The sequence below is a fragment of the Candidatus Poriferisocius sp. genome (assembly GCF_965219815.1).
Lineage (GTDB): Bacteria > Actinomycetota > Acidimicrobiia > Acidimicrobiales > Bin134 > Poriferisocius.
In genome coordinates this window covers 421,719-437,972 of sequence record NZ_OZ244791.1, presented here as the reverse complement: position 1 = coordinate 437,972, position 16,254 = coordinate 421,719, and the positions used below count along the sequence as shown (strand labels likewise).

At 64.4% G+C, this 16,254-nt stretch carries 16 protein-coding genes and 1 tRNA gene; 7 read left to right on the top strand and 10 right to left on the bottom strand.

The annotated features are described in order from the left end of the window. Positions 1–10: 10 nt before the first annotated feature. Both selA and selB read left to right on the top strand, forming a co-directional pair. Entirely contained in the window at positions 11–1,282 is a 1,272-nt protein-coding gene (selA, locus tag ACOQPI_RS02110; RefSeq protein ID WP_420618071.1) for an L-seryl-tRNA(Sec) selenium transferase, read from the top strand. Continuing rightward, positions 1,279–2,997, top strand: a complete 1,719-nt coding sequence (gene selB, locus ACOQPI_RS02105; protein ID WP_420618070.1) for a selenocysteine-specific translation elongation factor — start codon at positions 1,279–1,281, stop codon at positions 2,995–2,997. The genes selA and selB overlap by 4 nt, the downstream gene beginning before the upstream one ends. 25 nt (positions 2,998–3,022) lie before the next feature. Here the strand turns inward: selB and ACOQPI_RS02100 are convergent, their stop codons facing one another. From ACOQPI_RS02100 to ACOQPI_RS02090, 3 genes are all read right to left on the bottom strand, one after another. Further along, complete coding sequence (locus ACOQPI_RS02100) at positions 3,023–3,286, bottom strand: WhiB family transcriptional regulator (RefSeq protein ID WP_420618069.1); 264 nt, start codon at positions 3,284–3,286, stop codon at positions 3,023–3,025. A 99-nt stretch (positions 3,287–3,385) separates the two neighbouring features. Then, complete coding sequence (locus ACOQPI_RS02095) at positions 3,386–4,777, bottom strand: NfeD family protein (protein ID WP_420618068.1); 1,392 nt, start codon at positions 4,775–4,777, stop codon at positions 3,386–3,388. A gap of 23 nt (positions 4,778–4,800) precedes the next feature. Further along, on the bottom strand, positions 4,801–5,157 hold the full coding sequence (locus tag ACOQPI_RS02090; RefSeq protein WP_420618067.1) for an anti-sigma factor antagonist: 357 nt from the start codon (positions 5,155–5,157) through the stop codon (positions 4,801–4,803). A 146-nt stretch (positions 5,158–5,303) separates the two neighbouring features. Between ACOQPI_RS02090 and ACOQPI_RS02085 the strand changes: the two genes are divergently transcribed. The 3 genes from ACOQPI_RS02085 to ACOQPI_RS02075 all read left to right on the top strand — a co-directional run bounded on the left by ACOQPI_RS02085 (position 5,304) and on the right by ACOQPI_RS02075 (position 7,095). Next, positions 5,304–5,669, top strand: coding sequence for a response regulator (locus ACOQPI_RS02085; RefSeq protein WP_420618066.1), 366 nt, complete (start codon positions 5,304–5,306; stop codon positions 5,667–5,669). A 19-nt stretch (positions 5,670–5,688) separates the two neighbouring features. Next, positions 5,689–5,762 (top strand) — tRNA-Pro (locus ACOQPI_RS02080). Between the two features lie 46 nt (positions 5,763–5,808). Beyond that, positions 5,809–7,095 carry an amidohydrolase family protein gene (locus tag ACOQPI_RS02075; protein ID WP_420618065.1) on the top strand — a complete coding sequence of 429 codons (1,287 nt, stop codon included), beginning with the start codon at positions 5,809–5,811 and terminating at the stop codon, positions 7,093–7,095. On the opposite strand, the gene ACOQPI_RS02070 is transcribed toward ACOQPI_RS02075, so the two are convergent. From ACOQPI_RS02070 to ACOQPI_RS02055, 4 genes are all read right to left on the bottom strand, one after another. Further along, entirely contained in the window at positions 7,058–7,993 is a 936-nt protein-coding gene (locus tag ACOQPI_RS02070) for an SDR family NAD(P)-dependent oxidoreductase (protein ID WP_420618064.1), read from the bottom strand. The two genes, ACOQPI_RS02075 and ACOQPI_RS02070, sit on opposite strands and share 38 nt — an antisense overlap. Positions 7,994–7,995: 2 nt before the next feature. Further along, on the bottom strand, positions 7,996–9,234 hold the full coding sequence (locus ACOQPI_RS02065; protein WP_420618063.1) for a CaiB/BaiF CoA transferase family protein: 1,239 nt from the start codon (positions 9,232–9,234) through the stop codon (positions 7,996–7,998). Beyond that, complete coding sequence (locus tag ACOQPI_RS02060) at positions 9,231–10,352, bottom strand: amidohydrolase family protein (RefSeq protein ID WP_420618062.1); 1,122 nt, start codon at positions 10,350–10,352, stop codon at positions 9,231–9,233. Before ACOQPI_RS02060 ends, ACOQPI_RS02065 begins: the two co-directional genes overlap by 4 nt. Before the next feature lie 77 nt (positions 10,353–10,429). Beyond that, complete coding sequence (locus tag ACOQPI_RS02055) at positions 10,430–10,972, bottom strand: DUF4389 domain-containing protein (RefSeq protein WP_420618061.1); 543 nt, start codon at positions 10,970–10,972, stop codon at positions 10,430–10,432. Positions 10,973–11,027: 55 nt separating this feature from the next. Between ACOQPI_RS02055 and ACOQPI_RS02050 the strand changes: the two genes are divergently transcribed. Beyond that, positions 11,028–11,312 (top strand): transposase, encoded by a 285-nt coding sequence (locus tag ACOQPI_RS02050; RefSeq protein ID WP_420618060.1) that lies wholly within the window; start codon positions 11,028–11,030, stop codon positions 11,310–11,312. Beyond that, positions 11,309–12,205: an IS3 family transposase gene (locus tag ACOQPI_RS02045; protein ID WP_420618059.1), complete on the top strand. Its 897-nt coding sequence runs from the start codon at positions 11,309–11,311 to the stop codon at positions 12,203–12,205. Before ACOQPI_RS02050 ends, ACOQPI_RS02045 begins: the two co-directional genes overlap by 4 nt. Positions 12,206–12,318: 113 nt before the next feature. Here the strand turns inward: ACOQPI_RS02045 and ACOQPI_RS02040 are convergent, their stop codons facing one another. The 3 genes from ACOQPI_RS02040 to ACOQPI_RS02030 form a co-directional block, all read right to left on the bottom strand. Next, a complete protein-coding gene (locus tag ACOQPI_RS02040) occupies positions 12,319–13,689 on the bottom strand; it encodes an MFS transporter (RefSeq protein WP_420618058.1) in 1,371 nt (456 codons plus the stop codon). Between the two features lie 446 nt (positions 13,690–14,135). Continuing rightward, complete coding sequence (locus ACOQPI_RS02035) at positions 14,136–15,071, bottom strand: ABC transporter permease (RefSeq protein ID WP_420618057.1); 936 nt, start codon at positions 15,069–15,071, stop codon at positions 14,136–14,138. After that, the gene (locus ACOQPI_RS02030; protein ID WP_420618056.1) at positions 15,068–16,192 is read right to left on the bottom strand and encodes an ABC transporter permease; all 1,125 of its coding nucleotides are present in this window, start codon (positions 16,190–16,192) and stop codon (positions 15,068–15,070) included. Before ACOQPI_RS02030 ends, ACOQPI_RS02035 begins: the two co-directional genes overlap by 4 nt. Between the last annotated feature and the right edge of the window lie 62 nt (positions 16,193–16,254).

Here is a 16,254-nt window from a genome sequence, read left to right as displayed (position 1 = left end):
GCTGAGACCCGTGAGACCCCCTTCGGTGGATGCCCTGGCCCGGTCTTTGGCCGATACCGGGCTTCCCCATCCCCTGCTGGTGGACGCCGCCCGGGCGGCTATCGCCGACGGCGACACAGAAGGAGTGGAGGAGCGGGCCCGTGCTCACGCTCACGCCGCGGCTCGGTCGTTGCTTCAGCCCGTGGTGAACGCCACCGGAGTTCTACTGCACACCAACCTGGGACGGGCGCCGCTGGCCATCGCCGCCGACGCGGCCTATACCAACCTGGAACTGGATCTGTCGTCGGGCCGAAGGGGATCCCGCCACGCCCGTGCCGCGGCGCTGCTCGCCCGACTGTGCGGCGCCGACGACGCCATCGTGGTGAACAATGGGGCGTCGGCAGTGCTGTTGGTGCTGGCTGCGCTAGCCGCCGGACGAGGGGCGGCGGTGTCGCGGGGCGAGTTGGTGGAGATCGGCGGCGGGTTCCGGGTTCCAGAGGTCATGGAGCAGTCGGGGGCGCGGCTTGTGGAGGTGGGTACCACCAACCGCACTCGCATGGCCGACTTCGCATCAGCCGTGGAGAATCCGGCCAACGACACCGCGCTCACTCTCAAGGTGCACCAATCGAACTACCGCATCGTGGGGTTCACCGAACATGTGACCGTGGCCGAGATGGCCTCTCTCTCCGTCCCGGTAGTGGCCGATATCGGATCGGGATTGGTGGATGCCGCCTGCCCGTGGCTGGCCGACGGGCCCCCGGCGTGGCTGGCCGGCGAGCCCGCGGCCCGCCAGACCCTGGCCGACGGGGCGGCGTTAGTGGTTTTTTCCGGCGACAAGCTGTTCGGCGGTCCCCAAGCCGGGATCATCGCCGGGCGAGCCGACCTGGTGAGCCAATGCGCTCGACACCCCCTGGCCCGAGCGCTGCGACCGGGAAGCCTGGTGCTGAACGCCCTCCAACAGGTGGCCTTGGCCTATCTGCGGCGAGACGGACAGGCCATCGAATTCTGGCGAATGGCATCGCTGACCACCGCCGAGCTGGAACGCCGGGCCCACGCTGTGGTCGCCGAATCGGGGGCGGGCGAGGTGGCCGAGATGGCATCAGTGCCCGGCGGCGGCACGCTTCCCGGCACCGAGATCGACTCGCTCGGTGTGGTCTTGGACGGCGATCACACCGCTCTCCTGCGCGCCGGGTCACCCCCGATCATCGCCCGAGTGAGCGACCACCGCACTTGGCTCGACCTGAGGACGGTGGCTCCTGACGACGACCAGCACGTGATCGCCGCCCTGAAAGCCCTTGGGTGAGCATCACCATCTCCACCGCCGGCCATGTGGACCACGGGAAGTCCACGCTGGTGGAGGCGCTCACCGGGGTTGACCCCGACCGGTTTGCCGAGGAGAAGGCTCGAGGGTTGACCATCGACCTGGGCTTCGGCTCCGCGCCGCTGCCTTCAGGCCGGTCGGTATCGATCATCGACGTTCCCGGCCATGAGCGGTTCATCCGCAACATGCTGGCCGGGGTGGGCGCAGTGGATGCCTGCCTGTTTGTGATCGCGGCCAACGAAGGGTGGATGCCCCAGTCAGAAGAGCACCTCCGCATCCTGGAACTGCTGGGGGTGTCGCACGGATTGATTGCCCTGACCAAGGTGGGATTGTGCGATCCCGACATCGCCGAGCTGGCTCGTTTGGAGGTGGAAGAGCGCGTCGAGGACACATTCTTGGCCGGTGCTCCGGTGATGGAAACCGACGTGGTGGATGGCTTGGGCATTGATGAGCTCCGCGCCGAGTTGGACGATTTGGTGGATCGAACCCCCGCGGCTGCCGACCAGCGCCGTCCCCGGCTGTGGGTAGATCGGGCGTTCGCCGCCCGAGGGGCAGGCACGGTGGTGACCGGCACCCTCACCGGCGGGCAAATCCGGGTGGACGACGAGTTGGAACTTCGGCCCAAGGGCGCGGCGGTGCGAATCCGGGCGTTGCAGAGCCACCACAGCCAACGCACCAAAATCGGTCCCGGCAACCGAGTGGCGGTCAACTTGTCGGGCGTCGGCCACCAAGAGGTCGCCCGTGGCGATGTGCTCATTCGGGCCGGACAGTGGCATCTGACCAATCGGTTCGATGCCTCCTTGACGGTGTTGAGCACCCTGGACCACGAAGTGTCCCGCCGAGGGGCCCACGCCGTTTATGTGGGCGCGTGCGAGCTCCCGGTCCGAATGCGCATCCTCGGGCTTGAGGCGCTGTCGCCGGGCGAAACCGGACTGGTGCGGCTGCATCTACCCCGCCGGCTGCCGCTTCTACCCGGAGACCGCTTCGTCTTGCGGGAGAGCGGCCGGGCCGAGACCATTGGGGGCGGCACCGTTCTCGATGTCGATCCGGTGCTACCTGCTTCGAAGGCCAAGCCCGACCTGTCTGTTGATCGAGTGGTGGCCGAGCGGGGATGGGTGGAGGCTGATCAACTGACTCTGCTTACCGGGCAGCGGCGAGAACCCGATGTCGGCCGGTGGGTGGTGAGCGCGACCGTGCTGGAGGATGCTCGGACTCGGCTTCGGAACGCGGTGAAAGACGCTGGTCCGCTTGGGTTGGACATCGCCGGATTGGATGAACGAGATCGAGCGGTGCTCAGTCTCATGGAGGACATGGCGGCTGAGGGAGGCCGAGTTCGCCTCGTCGGCCAGTCGGACCCGTTCGAGAATCACCGGTACACCGCGGCACTGGAGGCGGCGCCGTTCACCCCGCCCGACCCCGAAGCCGTGGGCGTGGACCGAAGCGAAGTACGGGAGTTGGTGAAGCGAGGCTTGATCGTGGAGCAAGATGGGGTGTTCTTTGCCGCCGCAGCAGTGGAGGGGGCTCAATCGGTGCTGGCCGAGATGTTGGCATCCCAGCCTGACGGGGTCACGGTGGCTGAGGTGCGAGAACGCTTGGCCACCACGCGCAAGTACGCCCTGCCGCTGCTGGCATGGATGGACGGGCATGGCGCGACCCGCCGAAGAGGTGATGTGAGAATCGCCGGCCCGCGCCTATGAGGATGTGATCAGATCAACGGTGTGATCAGTTCCGGCGGCCGTTGAGTATCTCCCGGCGCTCCAACTCGTTCAAGCCACCCCAGATGCCGTGTTGCTCGCGAATTTCCAGGGCATACTCACGACACTCGTCGATGACACTGCATTCCTCGCAGATGGCCTTCGCCCGACTTTCCCGCTCGAGCTTCTCTTCTTTGCGCTCAAAAGAGGGGGGCGGGAAGAACACAGCCGCGTGCGGTCCACGACAGGCTGCCTTGACTTGCCAGGCCCTCTCACTGGTAACAGCGCTCACTCTTGCCTACCCCCTTTTGGCGGACCTTATAGGCGAAGTTGGCCGCGCACAAGATGAGGACAGAGCAATCGAAGATCACTTTTGGCTGATTTTCGGGCTTCAGGACGGCCCGGAGTCCTTTCGGCGGGGCTCTCGGTAGTCACGGGCGGCGCCCTCCAAAGGCTCCACTTCCAGCCACAAACCGTCAATTTCAGCCACTCTGACCTCGTCACCAGCGGTTACCGGCGTTGCCCGGTTGGCTCGAGCCCGCCACAGGGCACCGCGAATTCGCACCACCCCGTCGGGGGAGACGTCTTCGACGACCTCTCCCCGTTCACCGATCATCCATTCCCGGCCAATGGTGGGCGTGGAAAAGCGGGTGCGCACCATCGACGGCATCCCCGAGAACATGGCCACCGCCACCGCTCCGGTCATCACCACCATGGGAATCCACGACATGGACACGCCGTCGTAGAGCCACCATGTTCCCGCTGCGAACATGACCATCCCGGCCCCGGTCCAAAACCGGGGAACCGAGGTTTGGATGTCGATACCGAACGCCACCATCGACGCCCCCAACAGGACCAATGCCCAAGTGTTATGGGGAAGCACGGAAAGTCCGTAGCCGGCCAAGATGAACAGCACTGCGCCCACGACTCCGGCAACTCCGATGCCCGCGGTGAAGAACTCGAACAGCATCAGGCCCATGCCGATGCTCAGCAGCAGATAGGCCACCGGGGGACTGGCCACGGTGTGGAACAACTGGTGGGCGAGCGACAAACCTCGGAACTGAACCTGGGTACTCGGCTCCAGGCGAGGCTGGCCGTCCACATTGACCAAGTTGGACACGAAGCCGAGATGGTCGAGGTCAACCAGGAAGTCGCCGATAAGCGGGGCCACGCACTGTTCTTCTTGGGGGGGAACCCGTACGGTTTGGGAATCGAAGGGGATGCCAGCCTCGTTGTACCGATCCCGAAGATCGTCGATGGTGAGGGGTTCACAGGCAATCACCCCCTCGGAGATGAGCTGTCGCCAGCCGAGTTTCTGGTCACGGATCAGCTCTTGATCAGCCCAGGCGACGGGATAGTCGGCCAGCATCGGAAGCGGGGGGCCAAGATCACCCACGCCGGTGCCGGGGGCGATGCCCACCTCATCGGCAGTAGCGAAGAGCTGGGCGACCTTGCCTTCCAGAGAAGCCCCATTCGGGCCGACCCAAATCGCGATTGGCACCGGCGAGGTGGCAATGGCATCAGCCAGTTCGCCCAGGCGCTCGTCAGAAACCACCGAGCGATTGCTGTCGACTCTGAAAACCAGAAGAGTGGCGCCGGCGTCGGCAGCATCGGCCACCGTGTCCTCAATGAGCTCGGCCATGACCGGGTCCAATAAGCCGGTGACCTCGACCACCACGGCCACGCCGGCATCAGCGGGATCGCTGGACACCGCCGCAGTAGCCGTCGAGCCGAACTGGGCCAACACTGCGCCTCCAACGAGGCAGGCAGCAGCCAACTTCAACCGCGGGATTCGCACTGTTGGATCTACAACGCCTCAGGTGATTCGTCGCTGAGCAGTGAGGCCAGCGCTTCTTCAGGGGTCTCAGCCACGGGAACAATCCGGTCGAAGCCGGTGGTATGCAGCAGCCGGGCCAGGGCCCCTTCACCGCAGGCCACTACAACCTCACCGTCGGAATCGCGAATCCGGCGGATGCCGCCAATCAGCGCCCCCAATCCAGCAGAGTCCATGAACGGGACCGACCCCAAGTCGATGAGCAGGCGGGGTTCAAGGGCCAAGTCGCCGATCCGCTCCCGAAATTGGGCCACGGTGTAGGCGTCGATCTCACCACTGGGGCGAAGCACCGTGTGAGTGTCTAGATTTTCGACGTCGATCTCGAGCAATGCGCCTCCCCTTGACCGTCCCTGATGCTAACGCGACACAGCCCCAATGCCATCGCCAAGCCTCGCAGGCCCACGCCATGGTCCGTCAGTCCCAGCCACATTTCCCCAGCACGCTGTGGCGATATCGATTTGGATACCATCGTGGTGTGACCCACGTGCTCTTGGCCACTGACAGCGATTCCGTGTTCAACGCGGTAGATGCTGCTTTGGGGAGTGATGCCTCCGAGATCAGCAGGGTGCGGGCGGGGGTGGAAGTGCTGGACGCGGTGCGGGAGCAGGAGCCGGACGTGGTGATCTGCGATCTTCAGATTGGGAACATGGGGGGGATGGCGACTTGCCTGGATCTGCGTTTGGAGGCGGAAATGGGGCGGGCGCCGGAGACTCGGGTTTTGATGCTGTTGGATCGGGAGGCTGATGTTTATTTGGCTCGGCAGGCGCGGTCTGATGGGTGGTTGGTGAAGCCGTTGGACGCGGTGAGTGTGCAGCGGGCGGTATTAGCTGTTTTGAGCTAAACCGATATATTTGATCGGACGGGCAGTGGCGCAGCTTGGTAGCGCGCTTCGTTCGGGACGAAGAGGTCGTGGGTTCAAATCCCGCCTGCCCGACCCAGGGTTTCCCCCCCTTGGCTAGTGTCTTGCCAAAGGGGGCGTCATGACTGAGCGCTATTTGGTTATCTCCTCGGACTGCCATGCGGGGCTGCCGAATTTGGAGTATCGGGACTATTTGGAATCGAAGCACCAGGCTGCTTTCGACGACTTCTTGGCGCGGCGGGAGGCGATCCGCAACCAGGGCAACATCATGGGTAACGCCGAGTTCGAAGAAGAGTGGTTCGGCGAGAACGAGGAGGGGTTGCGAGGGGCTTGGAACGCAGCCCGACGGGATGCCGAATTGGACGGAGACGGTGTCGCCGGCGAGGTGATCTTTCCCGATGCTGATGCAGTGACCGGAGGTGCTTCGGCGCCGTTCGGAGCCGGGCTGGGCATGTCGTTTGCCGAAGACCCCGAGCTGTTGATGGCGGGGGCTCGGGCCCACAACCGGTGGTTGGCCGAACTGTGTGCCGACAGCCCTGAGCGTCGGGCCGGAGTGGCGGTGGTGCCGATCATCGACGACGTAGACGCTGCGGTCGGCGAGATCGCCCGAGCCCGGGAGTCGGGGCTACGGGGTGGGATTCTCATCGCCTCCATGTGGAACGAGGGCCCCGGCTACCACGAGCGCCGCTACGACCCGGTGTGGGCTGCCTGTCAAGACCTGGAGATGCCGGTTCACACCCACTCAGGGGCCGCCCCTCGCGGCGACTACGGCACGGGTCCGGGTTTCATTGGCATGTACGTGGCCGAAGTGCGATGGTGGACCACCCGTCCGCTGTGGTTCTTGCTGTATTCCGGCGTGTTCGAACGGTATCCAGGGTTGCGCTATGCAGTCACTGAATGCGGCTGTTTCTGGGCCGCCGACATGCTGTGGACGATGGATGCCACCTATTCCCGGGAGCACGGCGGTGCGCAAAAGCTGGCCGCCGATGCCTACGGTCATCTGAGTCTGCGGCCCAGCGATTACTTCGATCGCAACTGCGCCATCGGGGCGGCCAGCACCAAGCGGCGGGAGCTGGCTCGGCGGTTCGAGATCGGCGTGGGCAACATCATGTGGGGCAACGATTTTCCCCACCCCGAGGGGACCTGGCCGCACACTCGCAAGGCCTTGGCCGAGACGTTCTGGGACATTCCGGCTGACGACTCCGCGGCCATCCTGGGCTTGAACGCCGCAGAGTTCTACGGCTTCGACACCGAGGCGCTGGCGCCGCTGGTCGAGCAGATCGGCCCGACTCCCGAGGAGTTGGGGCAATCCGATCCCGCCGAGGCTGAAGAAAAATGGGAGGCGCTCGCCCGGGCGGGACGGCCGTGGATTACTGGGGTTGAGGCGGTGCCTCTGTCGATGGACTAAGGCGTTCGTACGCCGGCATCACCGTATTGCGCATGTGGTCGTTGGTTGAGGTCGGGACGGTGAAGCTTGTTAGGTCCATGATCTGATCCCAGTGGTCGCGGCAGGACTCGGGGGTGGGAGCTAGGTCGGTGTGGCCCTCGCTGGCGACCCAGCCCAGGCGGGCCATGCGGCCCCCGTCCACGGTGAACGACTCGCCGGTGGTCGGGCAGTCTTCGTGGGCCAGCCAAATCACCGCCGGGGCGACATTCTCAGGGCGCATCTGGGCATCGATGATGGCGCCGAACTCGTCGCCGGAGCGGTCAGGGCTTGGATCGGTAACCGCCCAGGGGAGAGCGCAATTGACCTGCACGCCGTGATAGCGCCCTTCTCGGCCCAGCGTGCGGGTCAGCCCTATGACACCGGCCTTGCAGGCGGCATAGGCCGATTGGCCCCGCAAGCCCCACACCGCCCCCGAGGCGATGTTCACCACCCGGCCATAGCCCTGCTTCACCATGGCGGGCCACAGCGGCCACAGCACATGGCACGGCCCCAGCAAATGGATGGCGATCATCTCACTGAACAACTCCGGGCCGGTCTCCGATGTCATGTCGGCAAACTCGGCGGCTCGATTCACGCCGGCGTTGTTGATCACGATGTGTACCGTGCCGAACGCGTCCTGGGCCTGTTCCGCCAATCCAACGCCACCATCGGGGGTGGCCACATTGTGGTGGTCGGCAATGGCGGTACCGCCCGAGGCTTCGATCTCGCCCACCACGGCATCGGCCGAGTGGGCCGCGATGTCGTTCACCACTACCTGCGCTCCCCGTTCGGCCAGCAGCTTGGCGTAGGCCCGGCCCAATCCCTGGCCCGCGCCGGTGATCACCGCGGTGCGCCCGTCGAAGCGAAGCGGAGGCTGCACCATCAGCCGATAACGCCGTCGGACCGGAGCTCGGCGATTGCTTCTTCGTCCAGACCGAGTTCAGCAGCCAACACCTCGTCGGTGTGCTCGCCCAACCACGGCGGCCGGGTGTCGGGTCCCTCGCTGACCGCCGACATCTTCACCGGATTGCCGGGGGTCAGCACCGGGGTGTCGGCGTCGGCGCGGGGAATCTCCACCATCATGTGGCGGGCAGCCACATGGGGATCGTCGATCACGTCGGGGGCCTCGAACACCGGAGCGGCCGCCAATCCGGCGGCAGCCAGGTCGTTGGCCGCTTCCACTGTGGTGCGGTTGCCGGCCCACGCCCGGACCGCAGCCCGAATCTCGTCGAGATGATCCCGCCAGCCGTCGCGGGTGGAGAATCTCTCGTCTTCCAGCCACTCGGGGCGACCGATGAGATGGCACAGGCGCTCGAACTGGTGCTCTCGGCCAATCTGCATTACCAACTCGCCGGAGTCGATGGGAAAGCCGTCGTTGATGATGGCGGTGGGGAGCCGGGGGTCGGCACCCAGCGACCAGTAGTTGGGCACCATGTCGCCAAAAGCCACCATGGCGTCGAACATGGCGATGTCCACGTGCTGGCCATGGCCGTGGCGCTCCCGCTGGCGCAACGCCATAAGCACCCCGATCACCGCGTAGAGACCCGAGCCGGTGTCGCCCAGCGCTCCCACCGGGGACACTTTCACATGCTCGCCCTCGGCGCGATTGATGGAGTAAAGGCCGCCCATGGCCTCGGCGATGGGGGCATAGGCTGGCCAATGGCCATAGGGCGACTCGTTCAAGTTCCCGAAGCCCGACACCGACAGGTAAATGAGGCCGGGGTGCAGTTCAGATAGGTCCTCGTAGCCCAAGCCGCTCCTGTCCAGGGTTCCGGGCTTTAGGTTCTCGGCCAGCACATCGAAGTTGGTGATCATCTGGCGGATGAGGTCGATGGCTTTGGGGTTCTTCAAGTCCATCCCCACCGAGCGCTTGTTGAGGTTGTTCCGCAGGTAGGTGTTGCCCACCTGCCGGCCGTCGGGATCGGCAATGCCGGGTGTCGAGCCCCGGCCCAGGTCACCTCGCACCGGGTGCTCGATTTTGACCACTTCCGCGCCCATGCGAGCCATGAGCTGGGTGGCGTAGGGCAGCGACTGCATCTGCTCGATGGCCAGAATACGGATGCCATCGAGGGGCTTGCCGTGGGCGGCGTGCTCGGGAGCAGTGATGTCGCCGATTCTCATGGACTCAGTTCTTGTCCGTAGATGCGCAGGGCATTGCCGGCCAAGATGGCGTGGCGCTCGTCCTTGGGCACCCCGTCGAAATGCTCATCGATGGTGGTACGAGAGTCGGGCCAATCTGATCCGCCGTGGGGAAAGTCGCTGGACCACATCATCTGGGTGACGCCGATGTGGTGGCGATTGACGATGCCGTAGTGGTCGGTGATGAACGTGGAGGCGATGTTGGTGTCGAAGTAGTTGCCGGGTGACCGCTGGATGGGGGCCCGGGTGGCCGGGTTGGCTCGCCGGAAGCGATCGTCCATCTGCTCTCGCAGGTAGGGGAACCAGGAACTGTCGGTTTCCACGGCCAAGAATTGAAGGTCGGGATGGCGATCGAACACGCCGCCCTCGATGAGCTGGGTGATTCTCACCGGCATGTCGAAGAAGCGCATGGATCCGGTGAGCTTCATCTTGGCCACGTCGCCTTGGGCGTGGGTGGCGAAGGCCACATGTACGGAAAGCGGCAATCCGACTTCAGCGGCAGTGGCGAACACCGGGTCATCGTCGGCTGTGAGCACCTCATCGCCGCTGGGCCATCGCCCGAGCATCACCCCTCGTATGCCGGGATAAGCGGCCACCCGTTGCATCTCAGCCACCGCAATTGCCGTCCCAACATTGGGAAGAATGGCCACTCCCCACAAACGGTCGGGGTTGTAGGCGCAGAATTCGGCCAGCCAGTCGTTGTAGGCCCGGATGCAAGCGATGTGAAACTCAGCGTCGTCGCGGTGCCACACCAGCTGGTTGCCGATCCGGGGGGTGGGATACAAGATCTCCAAGTCCACGCCATCTTGGCCTTGCTCGCCGACCCGGGCCGCCGGGTCATAGCCGCCGGAACGGACGTCTTCCCACCGAACCCATCCCGAACGCTGGTCAATCGGCAGACCTGCCGAGCAGTTGCCGCCGAAGTTAATGGGATCATGAGCCCCTTCCAGCACCCAGGCATCGCCCTGCTCAAAGCTCTCCATGCGAGGGGCTCGATCCTTGTAGCGAGCAGGCACCCGGTCGGTCCAAAGGTCGGGCGGCTCGTTCACATGGGAGTCGGCCGACACCAACTGATACTGCGTGCTTTGCTTTTCCAGCATCCTAAACGGAACTCCCTCAGGCGCGACTGTGGATACGCCGACACCGTATCTGCCTCAGGAGGAGGCGTACTAAGGAGTCAGCTCAGGCCCAGCGGAGGGAATTTGTCGGTAAGGAGGGACCAATAGGCGCTTGTGCGGACGCTGAAGCGGTTGATCCCAACGATGAAATTAAGTAGCCCCTTGGGCCAGCGGCCGAGGATGAGCACGGCGAAGAAAGCAACAATTGCAGCCAGCTCCGCCAGAATCCCCCAGAGTATTCCCACAATCACGACCGGGATCAGGAGAATGAATCGGAAGAAGACGCTCAGGCGGCTGCGACCCTCCAACTCCGGCTCGAAGTTCACCGTGACTTCTGGGTCCTTGCCGTTGTCTTGGGTGGAGGTGTCAAAGTCAAACGGCGGGTAAGACGACCGCATGAAAACAACGAACACGCCGACTCGGGTCTGATAGCGGATCAGCATGCAACTGATCTCAGCCAAGCTGGCGGGCAGCTTTCCGGTGAACACGATGACAATCCAAGAGAGAACGCTGATCACCCTGCCCACGATCCCCAAGAGGTAGACCACGATGATGTGGGGAATCGACAAGATCAAATTGCCGATTACCCTCCAGCGAGCCACCCTCTCCGGTGAGGTTCCCCCCTTTTCGTGGAGACATGCTCTATAAGGAGGAGCTATGTCCAGACCGCGAAGAGATTATGACCGGGAGTTCCGTGATGGGGCTGTCCGGATCGTCAAGGAGACCGGCCGGCCGGTGGCCCACGTCGCCCGGGAGCTCGGCGTCAACGAGGGCACGCTCGGGAATTGGGTGCGCCGGGACCGAGACGAGCGCTCGGGCGGGCTGAGCGGCGACGAGCGGGCCGAGCTGGCCCGGCTGCGCCGCCGGGTCGCCGAGCTGGAGATGGAGCGTGATGTGCTCAAACGATCCGTGGTCCTTTGGGTCAACGAGGCGACGCGGTGACCGCAGGGTTCATCGCGGCCCAAAGGACCGACCACGGTGTGCCTCACTCTGTGGCTTGCAGAGCGCTGGGCGTGGCGGAATCCACGTTCTACAAGCACCTCGACCGGCCGCTGACCGATCGGCAGCGGCGTCGCCGGGCGCTGGACGCCGAGGTGAAAAAGGCGTTCGACGAATCGGACGGCACCTACGGGTCGCCCAGGGTGCGCGCCCGGCTGCGACGCGATGGCCTGTCGGTGTCGAAGAAGACGGTGGAGGCCTCGATGGCCCGCCAGGGCCTGTGCGCCCGCCCCAAACGCAAAAAGGGCCTCACCAGCCCCGACAGCTCCCATGCGGCCCCCACAGACCTTCTGGGCCGCGACTTCAGCGCGACAGGGGTCAACCAGAAATGGTGCGGCGACTTCAAACAGGTTCCCACCGCCGAGGGCCCGGTGTTCCTCGCGACCGTCGAGGACCTCTACTCCAGGCGCATGGTCGGCTTCGCCACCTCCGACCGGTACCCGACCGCCGAGCTGGCCAAACAGGCCATCAACACCGCGGTCGCCACCAGAGGCGGCAACGTCAAAGGCGTCATCTTCCACTCGGACAAGGGATCGCAATACACCTCAGAAGCCTTCGCCGCCGCCTGCCGGCGGCTCGGCATCTCACGGTCCACCGGAAGAACCGGCAACGCGCTGGACAACGCGCCGGCCGAGTCGTTCTTCTCCACCCTCCAACACGAGCTCATCTCACGCCGAGCCTGGACCACCAGAGCCCGGGCCCGACGAGAAATCACCCTATGGGTCCACACCTGGTACAACCAGCACCGCCTCCACTCCGCAATCGGAATGACCAGCCCCGTAGAATACGAACAGGCCCACAACCCCGACCCTCAAAAACAAACTCTCCACGATTAGGGGGGAAGCTCACCGGTGCGTTGAACTCGAACGTGGCGGGATAATCCATGACCGTCTCCTCTCAGCCACGCCCAGTCTTTCAGACTCGGCGATCCCGGACCGCGACTCTCCGATCAGCGTCGCAGAGCAGGGCGGCGGGGTAGGGATAGGGCGACGAGTACGCCCATGATGGACAGCACTACCAGCACGGTCCAGATCTGTTGGAAGCGGTCGAAGAGCTCAGCGTCGGGGACGTTGCCCAACAGGCCGAAGGCGACGGCCAAACCGGTCAGCGCCCCCACTTGGCGGGCGGTGGACAGCACTCCCATGCCCAGGCTGTAGGTCTCATTGTCGAGGTCTCTTGCCCCGATGGCGTTGATCATGGGCAGCCCCATCCCCCAACCGCCGATGCCTCCCAACACGATGGGCGCGAAGAACGCCGTCCAGTAGGCCGGCTCGGGGCCGGGCACCACTCGCAGCCATACCACCGCCACCGTGGTGGTGGCCATGGCGGCCACTGCGATGGTGCGCTCGTCGAAGCGGCGGCTCAATCGTCCGGCCAACACGCTGGCCAGCGTGGCCGCGGCAGGGAAGGGCAGGAGAGCCAGCCCCGCCCTCAGCGGCCGGTAGTCCCAGACTTGCTCGAGGTACTGCACCATCATCACGAAATAGGGGAACAAGAAGCTGGGAATGGCAATGGCGATGAACAACGCCCGCCGATAGGTCCGCAGCTTCAGCAACCGCGGTTCGACGATGGGTGCCGGATGTCCCAAGATGCGGTGCCGGATCAGCGGCACCAACACAATGGCCAGGGCGAAGGCAACGATGATGCGGCTGTCGGTCCAGCCCCATGTCCGGCCCTGCACCAGGCTTAGGGTCAACAGGCCGAGGCTGGCTGCGACCATGAGCGCCCCGACAAAGTCGGGCAGCCGAGAAGCAACCTTGCGCTCGGTTTCGGTGAGCAGGGCGCGGGCGGCGACAAATGATGGCACCCCGATGACCACGCTAAGCCCATAGGCCGCCCGCCAGCCCCAGATATCGATGAGCAATCCGCCCAAGGTCGGGGCCAGGGCTCCGGCAACGCCGCCTACCGCTGTCCAGGCGGTGATTGCCCTGGTTTGGTCGTCTTCGGGCCACACCGCCAGGATCAAGCCGAGTGATGCCGGCATCACGAATGCCGCCCCTGCCCCCTGTAGCGATCGGCACAGAACCAGCACCCACAATTCGGGTGCCAGCCAACCCCCCACCGAGCCGAGAACATACAAGGCCAACCCGACAAGGAAACTCTGTCGACGACCGGTCCGATCGGCGAGGCGCCCGGCAGCTACAACAAACGTGGCCAGCGAGATGGAGAAAGCGCTCAGCACCCAGGCGGTCGAGGGGCGGCTGGCGTCGAAGCTCTCTCCGATGCTCACCAGAGCCAGCGGTTGCAGGGTGGCGTCCAGAGTGACCAGGAAGACCGCTCCCATGCACACCCAGAAGACCGCCCAGTGACGCGCCAGCACGGCCCAACCGTACGCGTCCTAGTTTGCTGTCCAGCATCTCAAGTGTCTGGCATTGAATTCAATGCTCACCCGATATCCTGGAACTCAACGAGACAAAGCGCACCAAACGAAATCTCATTGGAGGTCACAGCAGAATGGTCAGCAGTTTCTTCAAGGGCCTCTGGGGCTTTCTACGACTGCTCCTCCGGATGCCCAAAGGCAGGTCGGGGGTGTCTAATGCCGGTGCCAAGCGAGTACGTCAGGCCATGCATGTCACCGGCGCCACCGGTCAGGGCTTCTCCGGCACCAGCAGGACCGACAAGTTTCTGGCCAAAGAGCTAAGAGACGGGCACCAGCAGGACCGACAAGTTTCTGGCCAAAGAGCTAAGAGACGGGCATAAGTAGGACGTCAATTCGTTCAAGGTCTCTTGTAACCGCTTGCTGCCGCAGGCATTTCCAGACCTGGATCAACTGTCCCGGGTGAACGGCCGGGTTAGGGCGGCTGGTTGGCCGATGCGACGGCTCACCACCACCAGCACGATCACGGTCAAGACTGCGGGTGCCATGTTGGCGATGGATGCCACTGATCCGGAGATCACGTCTTGCACCTGGAGTTGCAGCACGGTGGAAGACACGATGCCGAACAGCAGAGAGCCGGCCATCACCCCGACCGGTCTCCAAGCGCCGAAGTAGACCAACGCGATGGCGATGAACCCCCGCCCGGCGGTGAGATTCTGCTGGAAGAACCCGATCTCCAGGGCAAGCACTGCCCCGGCCAGTCCGGCCATGGTGTTGCCGAAGACGATCGCTGCGGTGCGGATTCCGTTGACGCTCACTCCTAAGGTGTCGGCCGCTTGCGGGTTTTCCCCCACGGCCCGCACGTTGAGGCCGAAGGTGGTCCGGGTAATTAGCCAGTACACCACCGGTACCAGCAGGAAGGCCACGTAAGTGAGCACCGTGTGGCTGAACAGCAGCTCGCCGACGCGCCCGGTGTGGTCAGCCAGCCAGCCGAGCGGCTCTGTCTCCAACCCGCTGGCACGCTTCGGTGTGCCCACCTGCTTTTGGAACAGCAGGTCGGTGAAGCCCAAACCGAACAGGTAGATCCCGATTCCGCTGATTCCCTGTTCGGCGTGCATCACCACTGTGATGAAGGCATAGATGAGGCCCATTACCAAGCCCACCAGCAGTCCCATCAACAGTCCGAAGACGGGACTGCCGCTTTCCAGGGAGGTGTAGTAGGCCGCGAACGCGCCGATGAGCATCACGCCCTCCACGCCCAGGTTCAGCACGCCAGCCCGCTGGCCCACCGCCTCACCGAGTGCGGCTAGCAGGAAGGGAACCGCCTGCCGGATGCCCGATGCCAGGGTGGCGGTGATGATGGCGACGGTGAAGAAATCGCTCACGCCCGATCCTCCATCTGGATATCGCCCTCAACCCATCGCTGTACTCGAGTTCGCAGTTTGAGGCTCCCCACCACGAACACCACCACCACGCCGTTGAGGGCGATCACCAGGGCCTGGGGCACTTGCACCGCTCGCTGGAGAGAGATGCCTCCGGCCAGCATTCCGCCGAACAGATAAGACGACAGCACAGTGAACAGCGGGTGCAGCCCTCCGAACAACGCGGTCACTATGCCGTTGAATCCCGCGCTCTGGGTGAAGGCCAGCGCCCCCCCCTCGCCGATGAGCCGGTGCGATTCGCTGCCGAAGACCAGCACCGCACCGGCGATGCCGGCGCAGGCGCCGCTGAAGGCCAAGGCCTGGGTAATGCTGAGCTCCACCTTCATGCCCGCGGCCCGCGACGCATGGGGATTGTGGCCCACCGCCCGCAAGCGCATGCCCAAGCTGCTGCGGAACAGCAGTAGGTAGCCCAGGATTGCCACGATCAGGGCCACCACGATGCCCAGGTGCAGGCGCGTCCCCCCTGGCAGGATGGGCAGGTCGGCGTTCTGGCTCAAACGCTTGGTCTGCTGGATTTTGATGGCGCCAGGTTCGATGAGCCAATCTTCGAGCAAGAAGCTCATGAAGAACCCGGCGATGATGTTCATCATGATGGTGCTGAGGATTTCGTTGACCCCGCTGTAGGCCTTCAGTGCGCCGGGGATCGCCCCCCAGATCCCCCCGCCGATGCCTCCGGCGATCATCACCAGCGGCACCAGGATCGGGCGGGGGACATCGGGCAGGGCCAACGCCACCACCGTGGCCAAGATGGCGCCCATGATGATCTGCCCCTCGCCGCCGATGTTGATGACGCCGGTGCGAAAGGCGATGCAGATGCCAACGCCCACCAGCATGAGGGGAGTGGATTTCAAGGCGGTAGCGGCCAGTTCGTCTGGGCCTCCGAATGCCCCGGTGAACAGCTCCCGATAACCGGTGAGCGGGTTGGCCCCGAACACCCCCAACAGGATGGCCCCCACCGCCAGAGCGGCGATCACTGCCCCCGCAGGCACTACCAGCCCGGCGAAAGGCCGTAGCAGACGGCCAATGTCGAGCCCAGAGGAAAATCTCTGTTGATTATCGGTCATTTTCAACATAGATTGTTCTGAAGTTCCCCTCTGTTCGCCGAAGCGATCAACTCGCGGAGGTT